Here is a 20,150-nt window from a genome sequence, read left to right on the forward strand (position 1 = left end):
TTATATTATTTAAAGATTTACGGTGATCTTTTTAAATATATTTTTCATAGCAATAGGTAGTGACCAAAAATAATTTAGATAATTTTGGTCACCATATGTTATTTAAATTTTGATAAAACAGCTTGAACTATGTCATTTGATAATCGATTGTTCTATTTTGTGTTTTAAATTAATAGATTGAAATTAGTCGAGAGGGGTAATTGTCTCTTTACCATCAAAGTCAAAATAACCTGATTCAGAAATTGCCTCTTCAATGCCAAAGTCTTTATTTGCTACTGTGATAGATACATCGCAAAAGTATGATGTATTTCTAACATTAGGGTGTTTTTTCTTTGAGCAGTTGATTTTATCGATGGTCGTTTCTACAAGCCCCATAGTAGCTCCAGTTGCTTCAATGATGCCTTGTTCAACAAGAGACTCAACTTTTTTCGAGTCGTTGCCACAGCCAGTTATAAGAATAGTAGCAAGGCTAATGGTGAAGATTCTAATCGTCATGATGGTAACTTTAATATTAGTTAAAGGTCTTTATTTAAGTCGTCAGTTTGGCTTTGACTAGCCACTAAATCAAACTATTGAGTGTATATATTGTGCGATTGCTCTTGCAAAGACTAGGCTTGGCTTTCCGCTGTATCCAATACTTTGTTGTTAAACTCTTTTGTGCCTTTGTAACCCATAAATAGTGCTACAGCCCAAATGATGAAACTAATTGGAGATGCAATCACGGTAATTGCACATACAATAGCAATGATTAGATTAATAATACCCCACATGACGCTTCCTGCGTACATTTGACCAGCACCTGGAATAAAGAAGCCAAGTGCTAAGGCAACAATTGGGTTCTTCATGTTGTTCTTAAGTCTAGCTTCTTTAATTGAGTCGTTCATTTTAATCCCCTAATTAGTGTTTGTGTTCTAAAAGGTTAATCCACGTAGAACAATTAAGTCAAATCCATTAATTGTTTCACTTTTATTTTATTTTTGTTAATTGTCATGGAAGTGTAATAAATTATATTTGTAATAAAAAGTTCTGTCAGGTTTTTTACGTACAACCATTCCAATGTCAATAATTTATTTTGGGTGATTTCTATTTCGTGATTAAAGGTTAATAACCATCTCAATTGCTCGATAATTGATCGCCAAGCAGATGCGTACTGTTTCTATAAACTCAGTTTCTATGGGCTAGTTGAGTTTTAAAAGTGCTTTTTCGAACACTTATGTCTGATTGACTTTTGAGCGCGTCATTGTAGCCATGCGCAAATTGAGTTTGCACTAGAAACCATTTGTAACATAATTTATTGGTGCCGATGAGCGTTCCATTTTTGTGATGTTTGTTCAGATTTTTATCGATGGGTTTGTTTTGATTGAGTGAGCTTATGGTTGTAGATAAGGAACTTTAACTAGAAAGTTTGATGGCGGTCACTTTTTTTACTAACCAGATGGTAAGTTTTTTTGTGAGAGAGTGTCTAATTGATTCTTTTTGTTGCAATTTGAGGTTTGTAATCTTCGAACTTAACCAGTTTTTCGGCGTGATAATGAGGTGAATTTCAATATAATCATATATTAACGACAAGATTTGCCCCTTGAACGTTGTAATATCTCAAGCTTAATTGACCACTGAATAGCCCTTTATATCGCGGCATTGCGATTTCAGGTAGTGATAACCAAGCTTGGCTTTCCACTCCGTTATAATCCCATTTTTCAGAGCTGTTACTCTTTCATTTCTGGGATGTCCGTCTTTCCAAAGTGCTGAATTTTTGTGTCGTAAGTCTCCCCCCTCTGAGACGGCGCGGATCTTTCTACGTAAAGAAATAAATAATGTTGGCATCACCTCATTATCGCCAAGCTTTACAAGGCTAATCTAATAACTAATGGCTTCGTGGATATCAACGTCAAAGCTTACGCTATGTTCTCTGCTTTTCGAGCCATGTTTTTCATCTTTTACTCACTCTCTCTAAAGGTCCTGAGTTCTGTTGAGTCTATGGCTATGTGGTGAGCAGCACCTTTATATTTATTCCAATATTTAACTTTACCGTTTGTGAGCGATAGCTTATACAGGTGTAATTAAAGGGGGGGGGCTAACCTCAATCCCCCCACTTATTTATCTTGGTTCGACTGACTTGGAGATATTTTGCAATTTGTGTACGAGAGAGGCCTCTTAAACGTGTGCGAGTAAACGCACACAAATCAATGATGAAAATTGGAAGGGATTGGTATTTCGTAGCAGGTCATTTCGTGAAGGCTGCTTAGTTCACACTAAAATGTAGATGATAGAGGCCCCTTTGCGGAGCCTTTCACTTTGTAACGATAGCTTATTTGATGGCGAAGGTCGGCAATGATAAATGCCAACGAATAGCGCCAAGCCTTATCAATAGTGTTGAGAACACGCCGGCCAGAAATGCAGTTTCTGAATCGTGCCCCATGCTGATCGCCATGGTATGGAAAGTACCACCAATGATACAAGCGGTCGCGTAGACTTCACTTCTTAGAATCATAGGCACTTCACGGGCAAGTACGTCGCGGATAATACCGCCACCGCAGCCGGTGATGACACCCATGATGATCGCCACTAGTGCTGAATCTTGATAGATAAGTGCTTTTTCTACACCAATGCCAACAAACACCGCTAGGCCAATCGCATCACATACCGGCAATATCCACCAAGCCAGACGTTTCGGGCGTCTTACAATAATCATGGTCAGCAAACAGGTGATGATGATGACCCAAAGGTAGGTGGTATCGGTGATCCAAAACACGGGAGTTGCACCCAATGCCATGTCACGAATTGTGCCGCCGCCAATCGCGGTTACACTGCCTAGAACGGCGACGCCAAAGGGATCCATCTTAAGACGGCCAGCGACAAATACGCCTGAGACGGCAAAGATGGCAGTGCCAAATAAATCGATAATATAAAGCAGCATGGAGTCCATGATACTGGTGCTCTTATAGTTAAAATTGTAGGGACAGGTCGGTGGCGAATTGTACGAAAAAACGCAGCAAATAGTTAGTGATTTTGCCTAGCTCTATCGAAGAAATCGCATACTTGTTGGATCGCTTTCAAAGTTCTCGTCGTCGGGCGATTAATCCAGTCAGAGTTGAGTGACCAAATCTGATTTTGAGCGACTGCTGGGATCTCGTCCTCCCAAGTTTGCCACATGGTTCCATTCTCAATTGCATGCTGAGAAGTGAAGATCACTTGCGGTTTCCTTAATACAACTTGCTCAATGCCAACTTGCGGGTAAGGGGAAGCACTGTCTTCGAAAATATTGTGACCGCCACAAAACTCAAACACCTCACTTGGCCAGTGTCCTTGAGCAACAGTGATGATTGGCTTCTCACTGAGCTGATAAAAGTAGTCTACGGGTTCGGCATCTTTATATTTTAGTCTCAATGCGTTGAGTTGTTCTTTGTATTGCTTGGCATTATTTTCGCCAATACTCGGATCACTGGAGTATTGGCTGAGTTGTTCAATATTGGTCGCAATGCTGTCTAGGCTTTTAGTTTTCGAGTAGTAAATATTAAAACCAAATTGCTCTAGTTTCGCGAGTTCTCTGGGCGGGTTTCCAGCTGGCCACGCAAGAATCAAATCAGGCTGAAGTGCGATGATCTTCTCAACCTTGATGCCTTGATAGTTTGCTACTTTTTCAAGCTTATCGGCTTGTGGTGGGTAATCACTTCGTTCACTTACGGCGACAAGGTTGTTACCTAAACCTGCGCTGTACGCGAGTTCAGTGGCATGAGGAGCAAGGCTGACCACGCGTTGAGCCGGCTGTACTTGTTCTTGAGTCAGTGGTGCTTCTTCTGCAAATGATAAAGGCAGCCATAAGCTGGAAGACAAAATAGTAAGGCTTGTAACAAGTGCTGAAGGTTTCACTCTAAATCCCTTGGTGAATAAATAGTAAGGCTAGGCTTTGTAAAAAGATCCAGATAGCGATGCGACCAAAGAGTAGTTTCTGAACCTGAGATAGATGCAGAGCTGACGGTGCGATTCTTCCGCCTAATTTCGCGCGAATGGCTTTGGTGTTGTCGTAAATCGCAGGGCCACCTAATGATAACTCCAGCTTGTTGCCAACGGCCGTGATCAACCAGGCAGGGCCGGGCAGTGGCCAAGAGCGACTTTGGACTAACATCATCTTGAACGTGTGAGACGCTTTATCACCACATACAATCATCAAGGCAAATAAGCGCATTGGTATAAATTCTAGAATCGCGACTATCTTGATTGCCGTTGATCCAAATGGAGAGAACTGCTTACGGCTTGGTGACCACGCTCGCGCTAATTCGACAATCAGGCGATACATTAAAGCGGCGATTCCACCACCAATGGCGTACCAGAATAAAACACAAACCACATTACGAGCGTAACCCATGATTATGGTTTCTGTGGCGGCTTTGCCGAGGCCAAGTGACGAAAGTGATTCGGTCTGACGATTGATAATCGGAGCCAGTAACTGACGAGCGGCCGCTTTATCTTCTCGACCAAGAGCTTTGATCAGTTGGTTAGCCAGCCTTTCATTATTGCGCCAATCAATCGCGAGTAATAACAGTGCCAATTCAAACAGTTGAGATTGCCAAACCAATGGTTGCAGTGCCAAGAGAATAACCAGAGTTGGCAGTACCATTAACCCCCAGGCTAATGTGCCTGAGATTAAGCTTTGGGAATAGTTGTGGTTGTTATTAACCTTGGTTGCTAAAAGTTCAGCAAACTTATGCCATAAGGTAGTGGGGTGTGCGGCATGGGGGATAGGTAAAATTAAATGAAAAAGCAGTGCTCCCCACATCACAAGGAGCACGCCATTTGCAAATACCTGATCAAACAGTGTTTGCATGTCTAGTCGCTTACTTTAGTAGGGCAACCATCTTGATAACCATTTCAGAAGAGCTTTGCGCTGCTAGTGGCAGGAACTCTTCGAAGCTCATTGGTGATTCTTTGTCTGCAACATCAGAGATTGCACGAACAACCACGAATGGTACTTGGAATTGGTGACAAGCTTGAGCGATAGCCGATGCTTCCATCTCTACAGCAACAACAGATGGGAAGTGCTTGCGGATGAATTCTTGGCGTTCTGCTGTGCAAACAAATGCGTCGCCAGTACAGATAAGACCGCGAACGGCATGCTTATCTTCCATTTGTGCTAGAGCTTGTTCAGCAACAGCCATCAGTTTGTCGTCAGCTTTGAACGCTGCAGGCTGACCTGCCATTTGGCCGATTTCGTAACCGAAAGCTGTAACGTCTGCATCGTGGTGACGAACTTCAGTTGAGATAACCACATCGCCAAGGTTCAGTGTTGAATCAAAACCGCCAGCAGAGCCCGTGTTAAGAACGACATCTGGTTGGTATTCGCTTAGTAGGATTGAAGTACCAATAGCCGCTGCTACTTTACCAATGCCAGATTGAAGCAAAACAACGTCAACACCATTTAGCTGACCAGAGAAAAAGGTACAACCGCCTTTATTAACTTCAGTAATGTCTGAAATTGCTGCTTTTAGGATCGCAACTTCTTGCTCCATTGCGCCAATGATGCCGATTTTCATGTGTAGTCTCTTAATAAATAATATTTAAACAGTAGAGCGAAATTGTAGCATGGATAAGAAGTGTCGAGCGACTGCCCAGAGGCACTTCTCATCCGAATAGTAGCGATTTATCTGCGTATTCTTTTATCTATTTGATTAGGCCTTCGCTTTTCAAGCTAGCACGAAGTTGTTCAGCTCGTTTTCGGTTTACGCCAAAATCAGAATGGCCAGTACGAGACTCTGAACGCACGATCAGTTTGCCATCCGTGATTTTAAGTTCTAAGTCATCGACAAAACGCATGATGCGCGAAGTACATTCAACACGCAGATAATCTTCTGTTTTACTCGCGGTTTTTGATCCCGGTAAGGTTAGCGCAACCTGCTCAATCGCATCTAAGCTCGCTGAATCTGACAACTCAAACGCGGCCAATGCATGTTGCTCACGATCATCTTGAGTTGATACGCAGTTTGGTTTGTCTCCACAAGGTGATGAAGTTCTGTCTTTCATGTCCGTGATTCCTTGGCTGCAAGCGGTTAACGTTAAAAGTGATAACGAGAGGAGAGCTGCTTTTTTCATAATGTTTCCTATGGCGTTGTTTTAATTGTAGTTATAGGTATTGGCTTGTTTGCGATTGTTTTACGTATTTTTCGATATGCTTGTGATAAACGTATCTAATTCAAAAAAGGATCCATCATTGGATCCCTTTTTTATAGTAACGGCCTGAGTAATAAAGGAAACCTTAGATTAGTCACACTTCTAGGTAGTCCAAGATCCCTTCTGCGGCTTTACGGCCTTCATCGATAGCGGTCACCACTAAGTCAGATCCTCGAACCGCATCGCCACCTGCAAATATCTTGCTGTTGGTGGTTTGGTATTGAAACTCTTGTTTGTTAGGAGCCTTGATGCGACCCCACTGATCGAGCTCCACACCGAAAGGTTCTAGCCATTCCATCGTATGAGGTTGGAAACCAAATGCCATAATTACGGCATCAGCCTCAAGAACATGCTCACTGCCTTCGACAGGTTCTGGACGACGACGGCCTGCTTCATCAGGCTCACCCAAAGCGGTTTTCACGAATTTCACACCAACCACATGACCAGCGCTGTTAAGCTCTAAGCCGATAGGTTGTAGGTTGAACTTGAACTTCACCCCCTCTTCACGTGCATTTTTTACCTCACGGCGAGAACCTGGCATGTTGGCTTCATCTCGGCGGTAAGCACACACCACATCTGCCGCATTCTGACGAATAGAGGTTCGAACGCAGTCCATCGCCGTATCACCACCACCAAGCACGACGACTTTCTTACCTTGCATATCGATAAATGGGGTTGGGTTTTCCAGTTCCATGACCTTGTAGGTATTAGAAATCAAGAATGGCAGAGCATCATAAACGCCCGGTGCATCTTCGTTGTCTAAACCCGCACGCATGTTTTTATAGGTGCCGACACCAAGGAAAACAGCGTCGTAGTCATCGACGAGTTGCTGAAGTTGTACATCTTTGCCGACTTCGGTATTCATTTGGAACTCGACGCCCATCTCGCTAAAGATACGGCGACGATTTTCCATGATGCCTTTCTCAAGCTTGAACGATGGAATACCAAACGTCAGTAGGCCACCGATCTCCGGATAGCGGTCAAACACAACGGCTTTTACGCCATTACGAACTAGGATGTCAGCCGCCGCTAGACCTGCTGGCCCCGCACCGATGATCGCGACCTTTTTATCAGTCCACTCAACGTGAGACATGTCAGGCTTCCAACCCATCTCAAAGGCTTTGTCGGTAATGTACTTTTCAATATTGCCAATGGTTACGGCACCGAAATCGTCATTGAGGGTACAAGAGCCCTCACACAAGCGGTCTTGAGGGCAAACTCGACCGCAAACCTCAGGCAGGCTGTTGGTTTGGTGAGACAGTTCAGCGGCTTCGATAATGCGCCCTTCATTGGCAAGCTTAAGCCACTGAGGGATGTAATTGTGAACAGGACATTTCCATTCACAGTATGGGTTACCACAGTCTAAACAACGGTCTGCTTGCGCTTTCGCTTGCTGTTTAGTGAAAGGTTCGTAGATCTCTACAAACTCAATCTTACGTATCTTGATTGGTTTCTTCGCTGGGTCTACGCGATTCACATCAATAAATTGGTATACATTCTGGCTCATTATTGGCTCCTTCCAATTATTGCGCTTGAACACGAAGTTCAGCTGAGCTGCGGCTTTGGTGGCCGAGCAAGGTGTTCAGATCCGCCGTCTTTGGCTTCACTAGGTAGAACTTTGGAATCCATTCATCAAAGTTCGCCAGAATAGCTTCAGCGTGTACTGAGCCAGTCTCTTCTAAGTGCTCTGCAATTAAGCCACGCAGATGTTCTTGGTGGATAAATAAGTCAGACAGAGAAAGTGCCTCGACCGACTCGTTATTTACTCGACCTTGGAAGTCTTCGTTCTTATCCATGACATAAGCAAAACCACCTGTCATACCTGCGCCGAAGTTCACTCCGGTTGCGCCAAGAATCGCTACAATACCGCCTGTCATGTATTCACAAGCGTTGTCGCCTGCGCCTTCAATCACAGCGACGGTACCTGAGTTACGTACGCCAAATCGCTCGCCTGCAGTTCCTGCTGCAAATAGCTTGCCTCCGGTTGCACCATACAAACAGGTGTTGCCTATGATGGTCGCTTCGTTACAAGTAAATGCGGTGCCTTGGTGAGGCTTGATAACCACTTTGCCGCCAGCCATGCCTTTGCCAACATAGTCATTGGCATCGCCTGTTAGGTAAAGCTCAACGCCGCCTGCGTTCCAAACCGCAAAAGACTGACCTGCGGTACCATCGAGGTACAACTTGATTGGTGAACCTGCCATCCCTTGGTTGCCGTATCGCTTAGCAATTTCACCAGAGATACGAGCGCCAATCGAGCGGTCTGTGTTGATCACGTTGTAGTAGAGGCTGGTGGATTGGCGCTTCTCAATTGCATCGAGTGCATCATCCAGAATCTGCTGGTTGAGCTGAGCTTTATCAAATGGTGCGTTTGGCTCGGTCCAAAACAGTGGGTGACCTTCTGGAGATACCGGAGCTTCGAGTATTGAAGAGAGATCGAGCTTGCTCTGTTTCGCGGTGAGGCCTTGAACGGCTTCAAGTAAATCCGTGCGACCAATCAGGTCCGTGAGTTTTTCTACGCCGAGTTCTGCAAGGTATTGGCGAACTTCATCGGCTAGGCCTGTAAAGTAGTTCACCACCATGTCTGGCAGGCCTTTGAAGTATTCGCGGCGTAGTGTTTCATCTTGAGTCGCAACACCCGTCGCACAGTTGTTTAGGTGACAAATTCGTAAGAACTTACAACCCATTGCGACCATTGGCGCGGTACCAAAACCAAAGCTTTCTGCACCGAGAATCGCACCTTTAATCACATCAAGGCCAGTTTTTAAACCACCATCGACTTGCAGGCGGATCTTATGACGAAGCCCGTTAGCAACCAGTGCTTGTTGAGTTTCTGCTAAGCCAAGCTCCCAAGGGCAACCTGCGTATTTTACTGAGGTTAGAGGGCTTGCCGCGGTACCGCCATCGTAGCCAGAAATGGTGATCAGATCGGCATAGGCTTTCGCTACACCAGTTGCAATCGTGCCTACACCCGGTTCCGATACTAACTTTACTGAAACCAAGGCTTTAGGGTTCACTTGTTTAAGGTCGAAAATCAGCTGCGCTAGATCCTCGATAGAATAAATATCGTGATGTGGAGGAGGGGAGATCAGTGTCACCCCTTGAACTGAATATCTCAGCTTAGCGATTTCTGCGGTAACTTTATGGCCGGGCAGTTGACCACCTTCTCCAGGCTTCGCACCTTGCGCGACCTTGATCTGCAAAACATCCGCATTGGTTAAGTAATGTGGCGTCACACCAAAACGACCGGAAGCTATCTGCTTGATACGAGAGTTACGGTCAGTACCAAAGCGTCGAGGGTCTTCACCACCTTCACCAGAGTTTGAGTAACCACCCAAGCGGTTCATCGCCATTGCTAATGCTTCATGCGCTTCTGGGCTCAAAGCACCGATCGACATTGCCGCAGAGTCGAAGCGTTTAAACAGATCGCTGTTAGGCTCGACTTGCTCTAGTGGTAGAGGCTGATCGGCTTTTTTGAGGCTCATTAAGTCGCGTAACATCGCAGCTGGACGAGCATTTACTTGCTTAGCAAAAGAGAGATAATCCGATGTCTCACCTGTTTTTACTGCAGTTTGCAGAGTGCCAACCACATCAGGGTTATAGGCGTGATATTCGCCGCCGTGTACGTATTTGAGTAAACCACCGTGCTCGATTGGCTTACGCTTAGTCCAGGCTTTACGAGATAAGTTATAGATATCTTGCTGGAAATCGCTAAAGCTTGCGCCTTGGATTCGAGTGGTAACTCCGCGGAAACAGAGCTCAACAACGTCGGAATGTAGACCAACGGCTTCGAAAAGTTGCGAACAGCGATATGAAGCAATCGTAGAAATACCCATCTTCGACATGATCTTATACAGACCTTTGTTGATGCCGTTTTGGTAGTTCTGCATCGCGGTGCGATAGTCTTTATCTAAAGAGCCATCATCCAACATTTTACCTAATGCTTCATAAGCAAGGTACGGGTAAACCGCAGTCGCACCGAAGCCAAGTAGCACTGCGAACTGGTGTGGGTCACGAGCTGTTGCTGTCTCAACAACGATGTTGGCATCACAACGCAGGTTGGTATCAGCAAGCCTTGTTTGCACCGCACCAACCAACATGGCTGCAGGGATCGGTAGTTTTCCTTTCTCTAAACCTTTGTCCGACAGCACAACTAAAACCGCACCTTCGCTGACTTCTTGTTCGGCGCTATCACATACTGCTTTGATTGCTTGTTCTAGATCTTGGTTATTCGGGTCGTAGTGCATGCTGAGAATGACATGACGATAATGTTTTTGACTCAACTGCAGAAGCTGCTGCATGTCTGAGTAAAGCAGTACTGGTGAATCAAACGTGACACGATAGGCGTGACCGTCTGTTTCACAGAACACGTTCATCTCTTTCCCAATACTGGTCGCCAAAGACATCACGTGTTTTTCACGCAATGGATCAATCGGTGGGTTGGTGACCTGTGCAAACTTTTGACGGAAGTAATCAGTGACCAAGCGTTCTTTTGAAGAGAGCACAGCCATTGGCGTGTCGTCGCCCATTGAGCCTACTGCTTCTTGCCCCATATCACCAAGCACACGCAGCACTTGGTCGGACTCTTCGTTGCTCATCGCAAACTGTTTTTGGTAGGTCTTGAGCGTGTCATCGTCAAAGCTGCGCTTACCGACTTGCTCATCGGGCAGATCGGAAAACGGTGTGAGTTTGTGAACGTTCTTTTCCATCCACTCTTTATAAGGATGGCGACCTTTAAGGTCATTGTCGATCTCGTTAGATTGCCACAATTTACCGCGGCGCGTATCTATGACGAGTAATTCACCTGGGCCGACACGCCCTTTCTCTGCCACTTCATCTGGCGCGTAGTTCCAGATACCGACCTCAGATGCCAAGGTGATCAGGTTGTCTTTGGTGATGACATAACGCGCAGGACGCAGGCCATTTCTATCGAGGTTACACGCAGCGTAACGACCATCAGAAAGTACGATACCTGCAGGGCCATCCCACGGTTCCATGTGCTTTGAGTTGAAGTCGTAGAATGCACGTAGATCTGGGTCCATATCTGGGTGGTTTTGCCAAGCGGGCGGCACAAGCATGCGCATCGCTCGGAACACATCCATACCACCGGCAAGGAACAGGTCGAGCATGTTATCTAGGCTTGATGAATCTGAGCCTGTCTCATTCACAAAGGGTGCGGCGGTTTGTAAGTCTGGCAGCAACGGCGAAGAGAATTTATAGGCACGAGCCTTAGCCCATTGTCGGTTACCTTCAATGGTATTGATCTCACCATTGTGCGCTAAATAGCGGAATGGTTGAGCCAGTGGCCAACGTGGCTGAGTATTGGTTGAGAAACGCTGGTGGAACAGACATATCGCCGATTCCATGCGTAAGTCTGCAAGATCGAGGTAAAATCGCGGAAGATCGGCCGGCATACACAGACCTTTGTAAACCATGACTTGTGTCGAAAGGCTACAAATATAGAAATCTTTGTCTTCGGTGATCTGTTTTTCAATTCTGCGACGAGCGATATAAAGGCGTCGTTCAATATCGCGTTCACGCCAACCCGCGGGGGCCGAGATAAACACTTGCTGAATATTGGGAACTGAATCTTTGGCAATCGGACCTAATACGTCGGTGTTGGTCGGTACTACGCGCCAACCTGCAACCGTTAAGGTCTCTTGAGCGAGCTCTTTATTGACGATGTCTTGCGCGGATTGCGCTTTGATTGGATCTTGGCTGAAGAAAATCATGCCGACAGCGTATTGCTTGCCGAGCTTGAAGTTATTCTCTTCAGCAATAATTCTGAGATAAGAGTCAGGCTTCTGTAGTAATAAGCCACAGCCATCCCCGGTTTTACCATCCGCAGCGATACCACCACGGTGTGTCATGCGATCGAGGGCTGAAATAGCAGTTCTTACCAACTTATGACTAGGTTGGCCTTCCATTTGCGCTATTAAACCAAATCCACAGTTGTCTTTTTCAAGACTAGGATCATATAGAGCCATTGCAATTCTCCCTTTTGCTTCTCTGTCATCCAGACAGTAAATGACTAACTATTCATATACTTGTTGTTTTTTATAAACTGATAGTTTGCTTTAGCCAGTTAAAACGTTATTGGTTGTGTTAACAAAACCGATTGATTTTATTTTCATCAGCTTTACAACGTATAGCTAATTGTGTTTAAGGTCAAGTTCATGGTTAATTATCATGCATAAACGCGATTAGCCACTTAATAATCTAAAATAGTCGATGGATATCAATGAGATATATAAGGTTAATGTTAACGAGATTTAACATATACAACAGGATGATTTTGAAAACGACAAATGCCAGATAGAAAAAAGGCTAGCATCGAGTGCTAGCCAAATATAAAAGTTAGGAAGGGTATTGCTTTTCCTCTAGGCTAACGTCATCGACGTTAGCCTGAGAAATATTATGCGGAAAGCATGAGTGAATCAGCTTTCGCTTCTAAGTTTGAGTTACCCATTAAGAAGTCATCAATGGCAATTGCACATTCACGACCTTCATTAATACAACGTACAACTAGAGATTGACCAGTACGCATATCACCAGCAGCGAAAACGCCTTTCTGGTTCGTTGCAAAACCTTCAGAAGCGACGTTACCGCGCTCGTCCAGTTTAATGTCTAGTTGAGCAAGCACGCCGGTTGGCTCCGGGTGTAAGAAGCCCATTGCTAGGAATGCCATGTCACAAGGAATAACACGTTCAGAGTTCGCGACTTCATCAAAGCCTGGACGCTCACCTGGTTTCGCATCTTGCCAAACGATGTCAGCAATACGTAGACCCGTCACTTGACCTTGCTCGTTACCGATGAACTCTTTGGTTAAGATGTTCCAGTGACGTTCACAACCTTCTTCGTGAGAAGTGGTGGTTTTCATGATCATTGGGTATTGAGGCCAAGGCATGTTTGCAGGGCGCTTCTCTGGTGGGATAGGCATGATCTCAACCTGAGTAATGCTCGCTGCCTTATGACGGTTTGATGTGCCCACACAGTCAGAACCAGTATCACCACCACCGATAACCACAACGTGCTTATCTTTAGCGTGAATCTCTTCTGTTTTAAGATCTAGGTTGTTAGCACGGCGGTTGTTTTGACCAAGGAATTCCATGGCAAAGTGAACGCCTTTCAACTCACGACCAGGGATTGGCAAGTCACGTGGAACCGTAGAACCACCCGTTAGCAATACCACATCAAACTCTTGGCGTAGCTGCTGAGCGTTAACATCAACACCGATGTGTTGGTTAACTTTAAACTCAACGCCCGCTTCAGCCATTAGGTTGATCTTACGATCAATCACGTCCATACCCAGTTTGAAGTCTGGGATACCGAAGCGAAGTAGACCACCGACTTTCTCGTCACGTTCAAATACCGTTACCGAGTGACCAGCGCTGTTTAGCTGCTCCGCTGCGGCTAAGCCAGCAGGACCTGAACCGATAACTGCGACAGTTTTACCTGTGCGAGAGCGTGGTGTTTTAGGTTTTGCGTACCCTTCACGGTACGCAGTTTCGACAATCGTTTTCTCGATATTACAGATAGTGATTGGGTCTTGGTTGATACCAAGAACACAGGCACTTTCACAAGGAGCAGGACAAACACGACCGGTAAACTCAGGGAAGTTGTTGGTAGAGCTTAGGATGTTCCAAGCCTCTTCCCAGCTGTCACGGTAAACCGCATCATTGAATTCTGGGATGATGTTACCAATCGGACAGCCGTTGTGACAGAAAGGTACGCCACAGTCCATACAACGAGAGGCTTGAGTATTGATCTTTTCACCAAACTCTTCGTTAAGTACGAACTCTTTGTTGTCTTCAATTCGAACTGACGGGTCGAGCTTCTTTGGAAGCTCACGACCGTGTTCTAAAAATCCAGTAGGCTTACCCATTATACTGCCTCCACTTCTTCCGTTTGTGCCTGTTGTGCTTCAGCTTTACGCTTTTCAAGAACAGCTTTGTAGTCGCGTGGCATTACTTTAACTAGCGATGCAACACTTGCTTCAAAGTTGTCTAGGAAAGATTGAGCAACTTCACTTCCTGTGAATTCAACATGCTTAGTTAGCATATCCAGTAGAAGATCTTTATCTTCTTGTTCAATTGGATCTAGGTCTACAAGTTCAGGGTTGAGCTTGGTTTCGAAGTCACCCGCTTTGTCCCAAACATAAGCAACACCGCCACTCATGCCCGCAGCAAAGTTACGACCTGTTGAACCAAGGATAATGGCAACACCACCAGTCATGTATTCACAACCGTGGTCACCAACGCCCTCAACAACAACCTTCGCACCTGAGTTACGAACACAGAAACGTTCGCCTGCCATACCGCGAATGAAAGATTCACCTGAGGTCGCACCGTAGAAACATACGTTACCAACCACGATGTTATCTTCAGCAACGATAGAAGATTTCGCATCTGGGTACAGTACCAAAGTACCGCCAGACAGACCTTTACCCCAGTAATCGTTCGCGTCGCCTTCTACTTCGAACTTAACGCCTTTCGCAAGGAACGCACCGAAAGATTGGCCAGCACTACCGTGGAACTTAACGTTCATTGGCTGTGGTAAACCTTGGTCTTTGTATACCTTCGAGATTTCGTTCGACAGCATGGTACCCGCAGAGCGGTCCGTGTTGATGATAGGGAAGCTTGCATTCACGGTTTCACCTTTCTCAAGCGCTGGAATTGCCGCTTGAATCAACTTGCGGTCTAGAACGTCTTCTAGGTTGTGGTTTTGTTGTGTCTGGTTGTAGATACCATCTTCTTCACGAGCCTGCTCAATGTGCAGTACAGGTGTTAGATCTAGGTTCTTGTACTTCCAGTGGCCGATGTCGTCACGAACTTTAAGTTTGTGCGATTGACCTACCATCTCATCGATAGAGCGGAAGCCAAGTTCAGCCATTACTTCACGCAGACCTTCAGCCATGTATTGGAAGAAAGTCACTACGTCTTCTACGCGGCCGTCGAAACGCTCACGCAGAGTTTTGTTTTGTGTTGCGATACCAACAGGACAGGTATTCTTGTGACACTTACGCATCATGATACAGCCTTCAACAACCAATGCTGCTGTTGCTACGCCCCATTCTTCCGCGCCAAGTAACGTTGCTACTGCAAGGTCACGTGGTGTTTTCATCTGACCATCAGACTGAACAACGATACGGTTACGTAGGCCGTTTTTCAGTAGTGTTTGGTGCGTTTCTGCTAGACCTAGTTCCCAAGGCAGACCTGTGTGACGAATAGAAGACATCGGAGATGCACCCGTACCACCATCAAAACCTGCGATAAGTACCACGTCAGCTTTCGCTTTCGCTACACCCGATGCAATCGTACCTACGCCAGCTTCTGATACTAGCTTCACGTTGACACGACCGTTACGGTTCGCGTTTTTCAGATCGTAGATCAGCTGAGCCAAATCTTCGATTGAGTAGATATCGTGGTGTGGCGGTGGCGAGATAAGACCTACGCCCGGAGTCGAGTGACGCGTTGCGCCGATCCAGTCATCAACCTTATCACCAGGTAGTTGACCACCTTCGCCCGGTTTCGCACCTTGAGCCATCTTGATTTGTAGCTCATCAGCGTTAGATAGGTAGTAAGACGTTACACCAAAGCGACCAGAAGCCACCTGTTTGATTGCTGAACGTTCCCAGTCGCCGTTTTCTTTACGTTCGAAACGTGCTGGATCTTCACCACCTTCACCTGAGTTTGATTTCGCGCCAATGCGGTTCATCGCAACAGCCAGTGTTGAGTGAGCCTCATGCGAGATTGAACCAAAGCTCATTGCGCCGGTTGCGAAACGCTTAAGAATGTTCTCGATTGGTTCTACTTCTGCTAGAGGAATAGAGCCTGCAGGGTTCTTGATGAACTCCAGTTGGCTACGTAGCGTTGCTGCGTTGTCGCCTTGGTCATCAACTGCTTTTGCGTACTTCTTGAACTGACCGTAATCTTTGTTACGCGTCGATTCTTGAAGTAGAGAAATCGTTTCTGGGTTGAATAAGTGTTTCTCACCACGTTGTTTCCACTGGTAAACACCACCAACATCAAGGATCTGAGCTGGAATTTCACGAGCTGGGTAACCAACACGGTGACGAACCAATACTTCTCGCGCGATATCGTCGATCGTTAGACCTTGGATACGAGAAACAGTACCTGTGAAGTATTTTTCAACCACTGATTTGCTAACACCAAGTGCTTCAAAGATTTGTGCACCGTGGTAAGACTGCAGCGTAGAGATCCCCATCTTAGAGAAGATCTTAAGTAGACCGCCGTTAACACCTTTACGGTAGTTATCGAATAACTCACGTGGGTGTACGTTTGGATCTAGCTTCTTAGTACGTTGCAGTTCAACAATCGTTTCAATAACTAGGTATGGGTTAACTGCGTTTGCACCATAACCGATAAGCGTTGCAAAGTGGTGTGTCTCACGAGCGTCGCCCGTTTCAACAACGATGTCACACTTAGCACGTAGACCTTTACGGATTAGGTGGTGGTGAACCGCGCCAACCGCCAGCATTGCTGGAATAGCGGCATGGTTAGAGTTAACCGCACGGTCTGTCAGTAGGATGATAGAGTAGCCATCAATCACTGCGTCTTCTGCGTATTGGCAGATACGCTTAAGTGCGCGCTCTAACTTACCTTGGTCGCCATTTGCTTGGAATACGATATCCAGCGTCTTCGCCTGAAGGTGCTCGTTATCGATTGCACGCAGTTTTTCTAACTCAGAGTTAGACAGTACTGGAGACTCAAGTTCTACTTTTTGACAGTGCTCAGGTGTTTCAGCAAGTAAGTTCTGGTCTTTACCTAGGTAAGTGTTCAGAGACATAACCATGCGCTCACGAATCGGGTCGATCGGCGGGTTAGTTACTTGTGCAAACAACTGTTTGAAGTAGTTTGAAAGGTGCTGCGATTGGTGAGAAAGAATCGCTAGCGGCCAGTCAGCACCCATTGCAGAAAGTGGCTCGTAGCCTGTTTTCGCAAGAGGTAGAATGATTTCGTTTACTTCTTCAGAACTCACGCCAAACGATTGTTGTTTGTGTAGTAGTTTCTCTGGAGAAGGTTGGCTAAATTCGTTGCTCGCATCCGGTAGCTTTTTCAGGCTCAGAAGGTTCTCTTCAACCCACTTTTCGTAAGGTTGTGCTTTAGCAATGCTGTCTTTCACTTCTTCATCAGAAATGATGCGGCCTTGCTCAAGGTCAGCAACGAAGATACGACCTGGTTGTAGACGACCACGGTACTCAACGTTTTCAGGTGCAATCTCAACAACACCAGACTCAGACGCCATTACTAGGAAGTCGTCTTTAGTTACTGTGTAGCGAGAAGGACGCAGACCGTTACGGTCAAGTGTTGCACCTACTTGAACACCATCGGTGAAACATACTGATGCTGGGCCATCCCATGGTTCCATTACGTTCGCGTGGTACTGGTAGAACGCACGACGAGTTGGATCCATGTTTTTGTTTTCTTGCCATGCTTCCGGGATCATCATCATCAACGCGTGTGGCAGAGTACGACCTGAAAGAACAAGTAGCTCAAGTGCCATATCGAAGTTTGATGAATCCGAACTACCTTCCTGACAGATAGGAAGCAGCATGTCGATTTCAGCTTGTGTAAACAGATCCGATTCTAGGATTGCTTCACGTGCTTTCATCCAGTTCAGGTTGCCGCGAACCGTATTGATTTCGCCATTGTGCGCGATGTAACGGAAAGGCTGAGCTAGACGCCAACGTGGGAATGTATTGGTAGAGAAGCGAGAGTGTACTAGTGCTAGAGCTGTCACCATGGTTGGGTTTTGCAGATCTAGGAAGTACTGAGGAACTTGTTCAGTTGTTAGCTGACCTTTGTACACCAATGTCTTGTAAGACATAGAGTTGATGTAGAAGTCATCACCGATATTTGAAACGCTTTCTAGGCATACACGAACCGTGTAGTTACGTAGAACATACAGTTTACGCTCAAGCTCTTCTGGTGTGATACCAGGGCCGCCAGAAATAAATACGTGTTCAAATTGAGGTTCAGTGCTTAGTGGGTCAGCACCAATCATTGAATTGTCCGTTGGAAGTTCACGGTAACCGATAACTTCTAACTCAAGGCGTTGTGCATTGCGTTCTAGAATGTCACGACACTGTGCACGTTTGTGTTCATCTTTAGGGAAAAGTACAACACCAACACCATATTTTTCAAAAGATGGCAGCTTAATTCCAAGCTTTACGGCTTCTTCTAGTAAGAATTCGTGCGGCTTCTGTAGCAGGATACCTGCACCATCACCAGAACACGGATCGCAGCCTTGGCCGCCACGGTGTTCCATACGTGCAAGCATATCGAGTGCTTGAGTTACTACATCATGAGATTTGCGATTCTTTAGATGCGCAACAAAACCGATACCACAAGCGTCATGCTCCAATTCAGGAGTATACAGACCCTGTGAGTTCTGCTCTTGATCTACCATAGATACATCCTTCCAGTTAAATCTAGGCGCAACTTATTTGTATAAAGTCAGCCTTGTCCTTTTATATTTATGGGTCTAAACCTGCCTATGCTGGCGGTTTGAATCCTTTCCGTATCTCGCAGGAAAAGTATTGCGAGAAAAACAATCCTTAGTGATACCTGTTTATTTTTAACCACAAACTAGTGGTTTATATAGGTGGGAGTTAGATATCACCGACTTATTAGCAAGTTTTCGTTGTAAGTAAATACTCAAAAATAGCCAATATGTGTAAGTATCCTACAATTTTGTCTAGGCGAATTGCAATGAAAGTTGACCCATGTAGACCATTTTTTTCGTTTTATTTTGAATTTAATGCCTAACAAATGTGCAACATTAGGCAAATAGAGCCGATTTTTTGCATGTTTATTGATATTTGTTAGGTTGCTCGCAAAAAGCCTTGAGTAAACTAATTGGTCGAATTTTGCAGGGATGTAATTTTTTTTCAAAAAAGACTGATATTCATTCTTATTTACTTGAGTGCTTTGAAAATATGCAATTACACGAGTTGGTCAATACTATCGGCCAAGACCTTCAACGCCGTTATGGCGAGAAGGTTCACAAGCTGACGCTTCATGGTGGTTTCAGCTGCCCAAACCGAGACGGGACAATTGGCCGTGGAGGTTGCACGTTTTGTAACGTGGCTTCCTTTGCCGATGAACAAACTCAGGTTCAGAGTATTGCAGAACAACTAAAAGATCGTGCGGGTGAAATTGCTCGTGCTAAGAAGTATCTGGCTTACTTTCAGGCGTACACCAGCACTTATGCTGAGGTGCAAGTGCTCAAGAATATGTATGAAGAGGCGCTAAAAGCACCCGGTGCAGAGATCGTCGGCCTTTGTGTTGGTACGCGACCAGACTGTGTGCCTGATGCGGTGTTGGATCTGTTAGCGGGCTACGTTAAACAAGGCTATGAGATTTGGCTCGAGCTTGGCCTGCAAACCGCCAATGATAAAACCCTCAAGCGAATTAACCGCGGCCACGATTTTGCAGTGTATGAAACGATCACCCAACGCGCACGCGCTTTAGGTATCAAGGTGTGTACTCATCTGATTGTTGGCCTACCAAAAGAAACCAAAGCGGATAACCTTGAAACCTTAGACAAGGTATTAGCCGTTGGCACCGATGGTATTAAGCTGCACGGCCTTCATATAGTAGAGGGCAGTACCATGGCTAAGGCGTGGAAGGCCGGAAAGCTAGAAGCCCCAAGCCTTGAAGAGTACATCGATATCGCGAGTGAGATCATTCAACGCACGCCTGCGGACGTGGTTTATCACCGTGTTTCTTCAGCGGCGAGACGCCCAACCTTACTTTCTCCTTTATGGTGTGAGAACCGCTGGTTAGCGATGACTGAAATAGGTCGTTCGTTGGATAAAACCGGTGCTCAAGGCATCAAAACGGGCTCTGCATTCGAGTACACGTTGCCTGTTTTAAACGCGGCCAATTAATAGAAATGGGTGACTGTAGGTAACAGCAGATAAAACCAATAAATAGTGGTAACATTTCCCTAGCAGATTT

The 20,150-nt window shown here is 45.6% G+C and carries 12 protein-coding genes and 1 pseudogene; 1 reads left to right on the plus strand and 12 read right to left on the minus strand.

All coding sequences use genetic code 11. From position 1 onward, the window contains the following. Positions 1-183 precede the first annotated feature (183 nt). The 12 genes and pseudogenes from AB4133_RS16870 to gltB (AB4133_RS16925) all read right to left on the minus strand — a co-directional run bounded on the left by AB4133_RS16870 (position 184) and on the right by gltB (AB4133_RS16925) (position 18,597). Complete coding sequence (locus tag AB4133_RS16870) at positions 184-495, minus strand: hypothetical protein (protein ID WP_102428212.1); 312 nt, start codon at positions 493-495, stop codon at positions 184-186. Between the two features lie 113 nt (positions 496-608). After that, positions 609-884, minus strand: coding sequence for a hypothetical protein (locus AB4133_RS16875; protein WP_017066511.1), 276 nt, complete (start codon positions 882-884; stop codon positions 609-611). 668 nt (positions 885-1,552) lie between these two features. Further along, a pseudogene (locus AB4133_RS16880) lies at positions 1,553-2,062 on the minus strand (IS5/IS1182 family transposase); the annotation flags it as partial. 246 nt (positions 2,063-2,308) lie between these two features. Next, positions 2,309-2,926: a TRIC cation channel family protein gene (locus AB4133_RS16885; protein ID WP_017062893.1), complete on the minus strand. Its 618-nt coding sequence runs from the start codon at positions 2,924-2,926 to the stop codon at positions 2,309-2,311. Positions 2,927-3,000: 74 nt separating this feature from the next. Continuing rightward, positions 3,001-3,870: a vitamin B12 ABC transporter substrate-binding protein BtuF gene (gene btuF, locus AB4133_RS16890; protein ID WP_372225077.1), complete on the minus strand. Its 870-nt coding sequence runs from the start codon at positions 3,868-3,870 to the stop codon at positions 3,001-3,003. A 1-nt stretch (position 3,871) separates the two neighbouring features. Next, entirely contained in the window at positions 3,872-4,825 is a 954-nt protein-coding gene (locus AB4133_RS16895) for a cobalamin biosynthesis family protein (RefSeq protein ID WP_372225079.1), read from the minus strand. Positions 4,826-4,835: 10 nt separating this feature from the next. Then, on the minus strand, positions 4,836-5,531 hold the full coding sequence (gene mtnN / locus AB4133_RS16900) for a 5'-methylthioadenosine/S-adenosylhomocysteine nucleosidase (protein WP_372155305.1): 696 nt from the start codon (positions 5,529-5,531) through the stop codon (positions 4,836-4,838). Between the two features lie 127 nt (positions 5,532-5,658). After that, positions 5,659-6,087, minus strand: a complete 429-nt coding sequence (locus tag AB4133_RS16905) for a DUF1499 domain-containing protein (RefSeq protein ID WP_017059301.1) — start codon at positions 6,085-6,087, stop codon at positions 5,659-5,661. A 172-nt stretch (positions 6,088-6,259) separates the two neighbouring features. Continuing rightward, entirely contained in the window at positions 6,260-7,672 is a 1,413-nt protein-coding gene (locus tag AB4133_RS16910; RefSeq protein WP_017059302.1) for an FAD-dependent oxidoreductase, read from the minus strand. A gap of 16 nt (positions 7,673-7,688) precedes the next feature. Next, complete coding sequence (gene gltB, locus AB4133_RS16915; RefSeq protein WP_372225080.1) at positions 7,689-12,152, minus strand: glutamate synthase large subunit; 4,464 nt, start codon at positions 12,150-12,152, stop codon at positions 7,689-7,691. A gap of 428 nt (positions 12,153-12,580) precedes the next feature. Beyond that, positions 12,581-14,050 (minus strand): glutamate synthase subunit beta, encoded by a 1,470-nt coding sequence (locus AB4133_RS16920; protein ID WP_017066517.1) that lies wholly within the window; start codon positions 14,048-14,050, stop codon positions 12,581-12,583. After that, positions 14,050-18,597: a glutamate synthase large subunit gene (gene gltB, locus AB4133_RS16925; RefSeq protein ID WP_372225082.1), complete on the minus strand. Its 4,548-nt coding sequence runs from the start codon at positions 18,595-18,597 to the stop codon at positions 14,050-14,052. The genes AB4133_RS16920 and gltB (AB4133_RS16925) overlap by 1 nt, the downstream gene beginning before the upstream one ends. Before the next feature lie 529 nt (positions 18,598-19,126). Here gltB (AB4133_RS16925) and AB4133_RS16930 point away from each other — a divergent pair. Further along, positions 19,127-20,080, plus strand: a complete 954-nt coding sequence (locus AB4133_RS16930; protein ID WP_017062887.1) for a TIGR01212 family radical SAM protein — start codon at positions 19,127-19,129, stop codon at positions 20,078-20,080. Positions 20,081-20,150: the final 70 nt, after the last annotated feature.

It is taken from the genome of Vibrio sp. 10N.286.52.F8 (assembly GCF_041468745.1).
Lineage (GTDB): Bacteria > Pseudomonadota > Gammaproteobacteria > Enterobacterales > Vibrionaceae > Vibrio > Vibrio crassostreae_C.

Bases quoted from the DNA above. Each gene is read 5' to 3' on its own strand.
- AB4133_RS16870 (WP_102428212.1), bottom strand. From the start codon at position 495: ATGACGATTAGAATCTTCACCATTAGCCTTGCTACTATTCTTATAACT.
- AB4133_RS16875 (WP_017066511.1), bottom strand. From the start codon at position 884: ATGAACGACTCAATTAAAGAAGCTAGACTTAAGAACAACATGAAGAAC.
- AB4133_RS16885 (WP_017062893.1), bottom strand. From the start codon at position 2,926: ATGGACTCCATGCTGCTTTATATTATCGATTTATTTGGCACTGCCATC.
- AB4133_RS16895 (WP_372225079.1), bottom strand. From the start codon at position 4,825: ATGCAAACACTGTTTGATCAGGTATTTGCAAATGGCGTGCTCCTTGTG.
- mtnN (WP_372155305.1), bottom strand. From the start codon at position 5,531: ATGAAAATCGGCATCATTGGCGCAATGGAGCAAGAAGTTGCGATCCTA.
- AB4133_RS16905 (WP_017059301.1), bottom strand. From the start codon at position 6,087: ATGAAAAAAGCAGCTCTCCTCTCGTTATCACTTTTAACGTTAACCGCT.
- AB4133_RS16910 (WP_017059302.1), bottom strand. From the start codon at position 7,672: ATGAGCCAGAATGTATACCAATTTATTGATGTGAATCGCGTAGACCCA.
- gltB (WP_372225080.1), bottom strand. From the start codon at position 12,152: ATGGCTCTATATGATCCTAGTCTTGAAAAAGACAACTGTGGATTTGGT.
- AB4133_RS16920 (WP_017066517.1), bottom strand. From the start codon at position 14,050: ATGGGTAAGCCTACTGGATTTTTAGAACACGGTCGTGAGCTTCCAAAG.
- gltB (WP_372225082.1), bottom strand. From the start codon at position 18,597: ATGGTAGATCAAGAGCAGAACTCACAGGGTCTGTATACTCCTGAATTG.
- AB4133_RS16930 (WP_017062887.1), top strand. From the start codon at position 19,127: ATGCAATTACACGAGTTGGTCAATACTATCGGCCAAGACCTTCAACGC.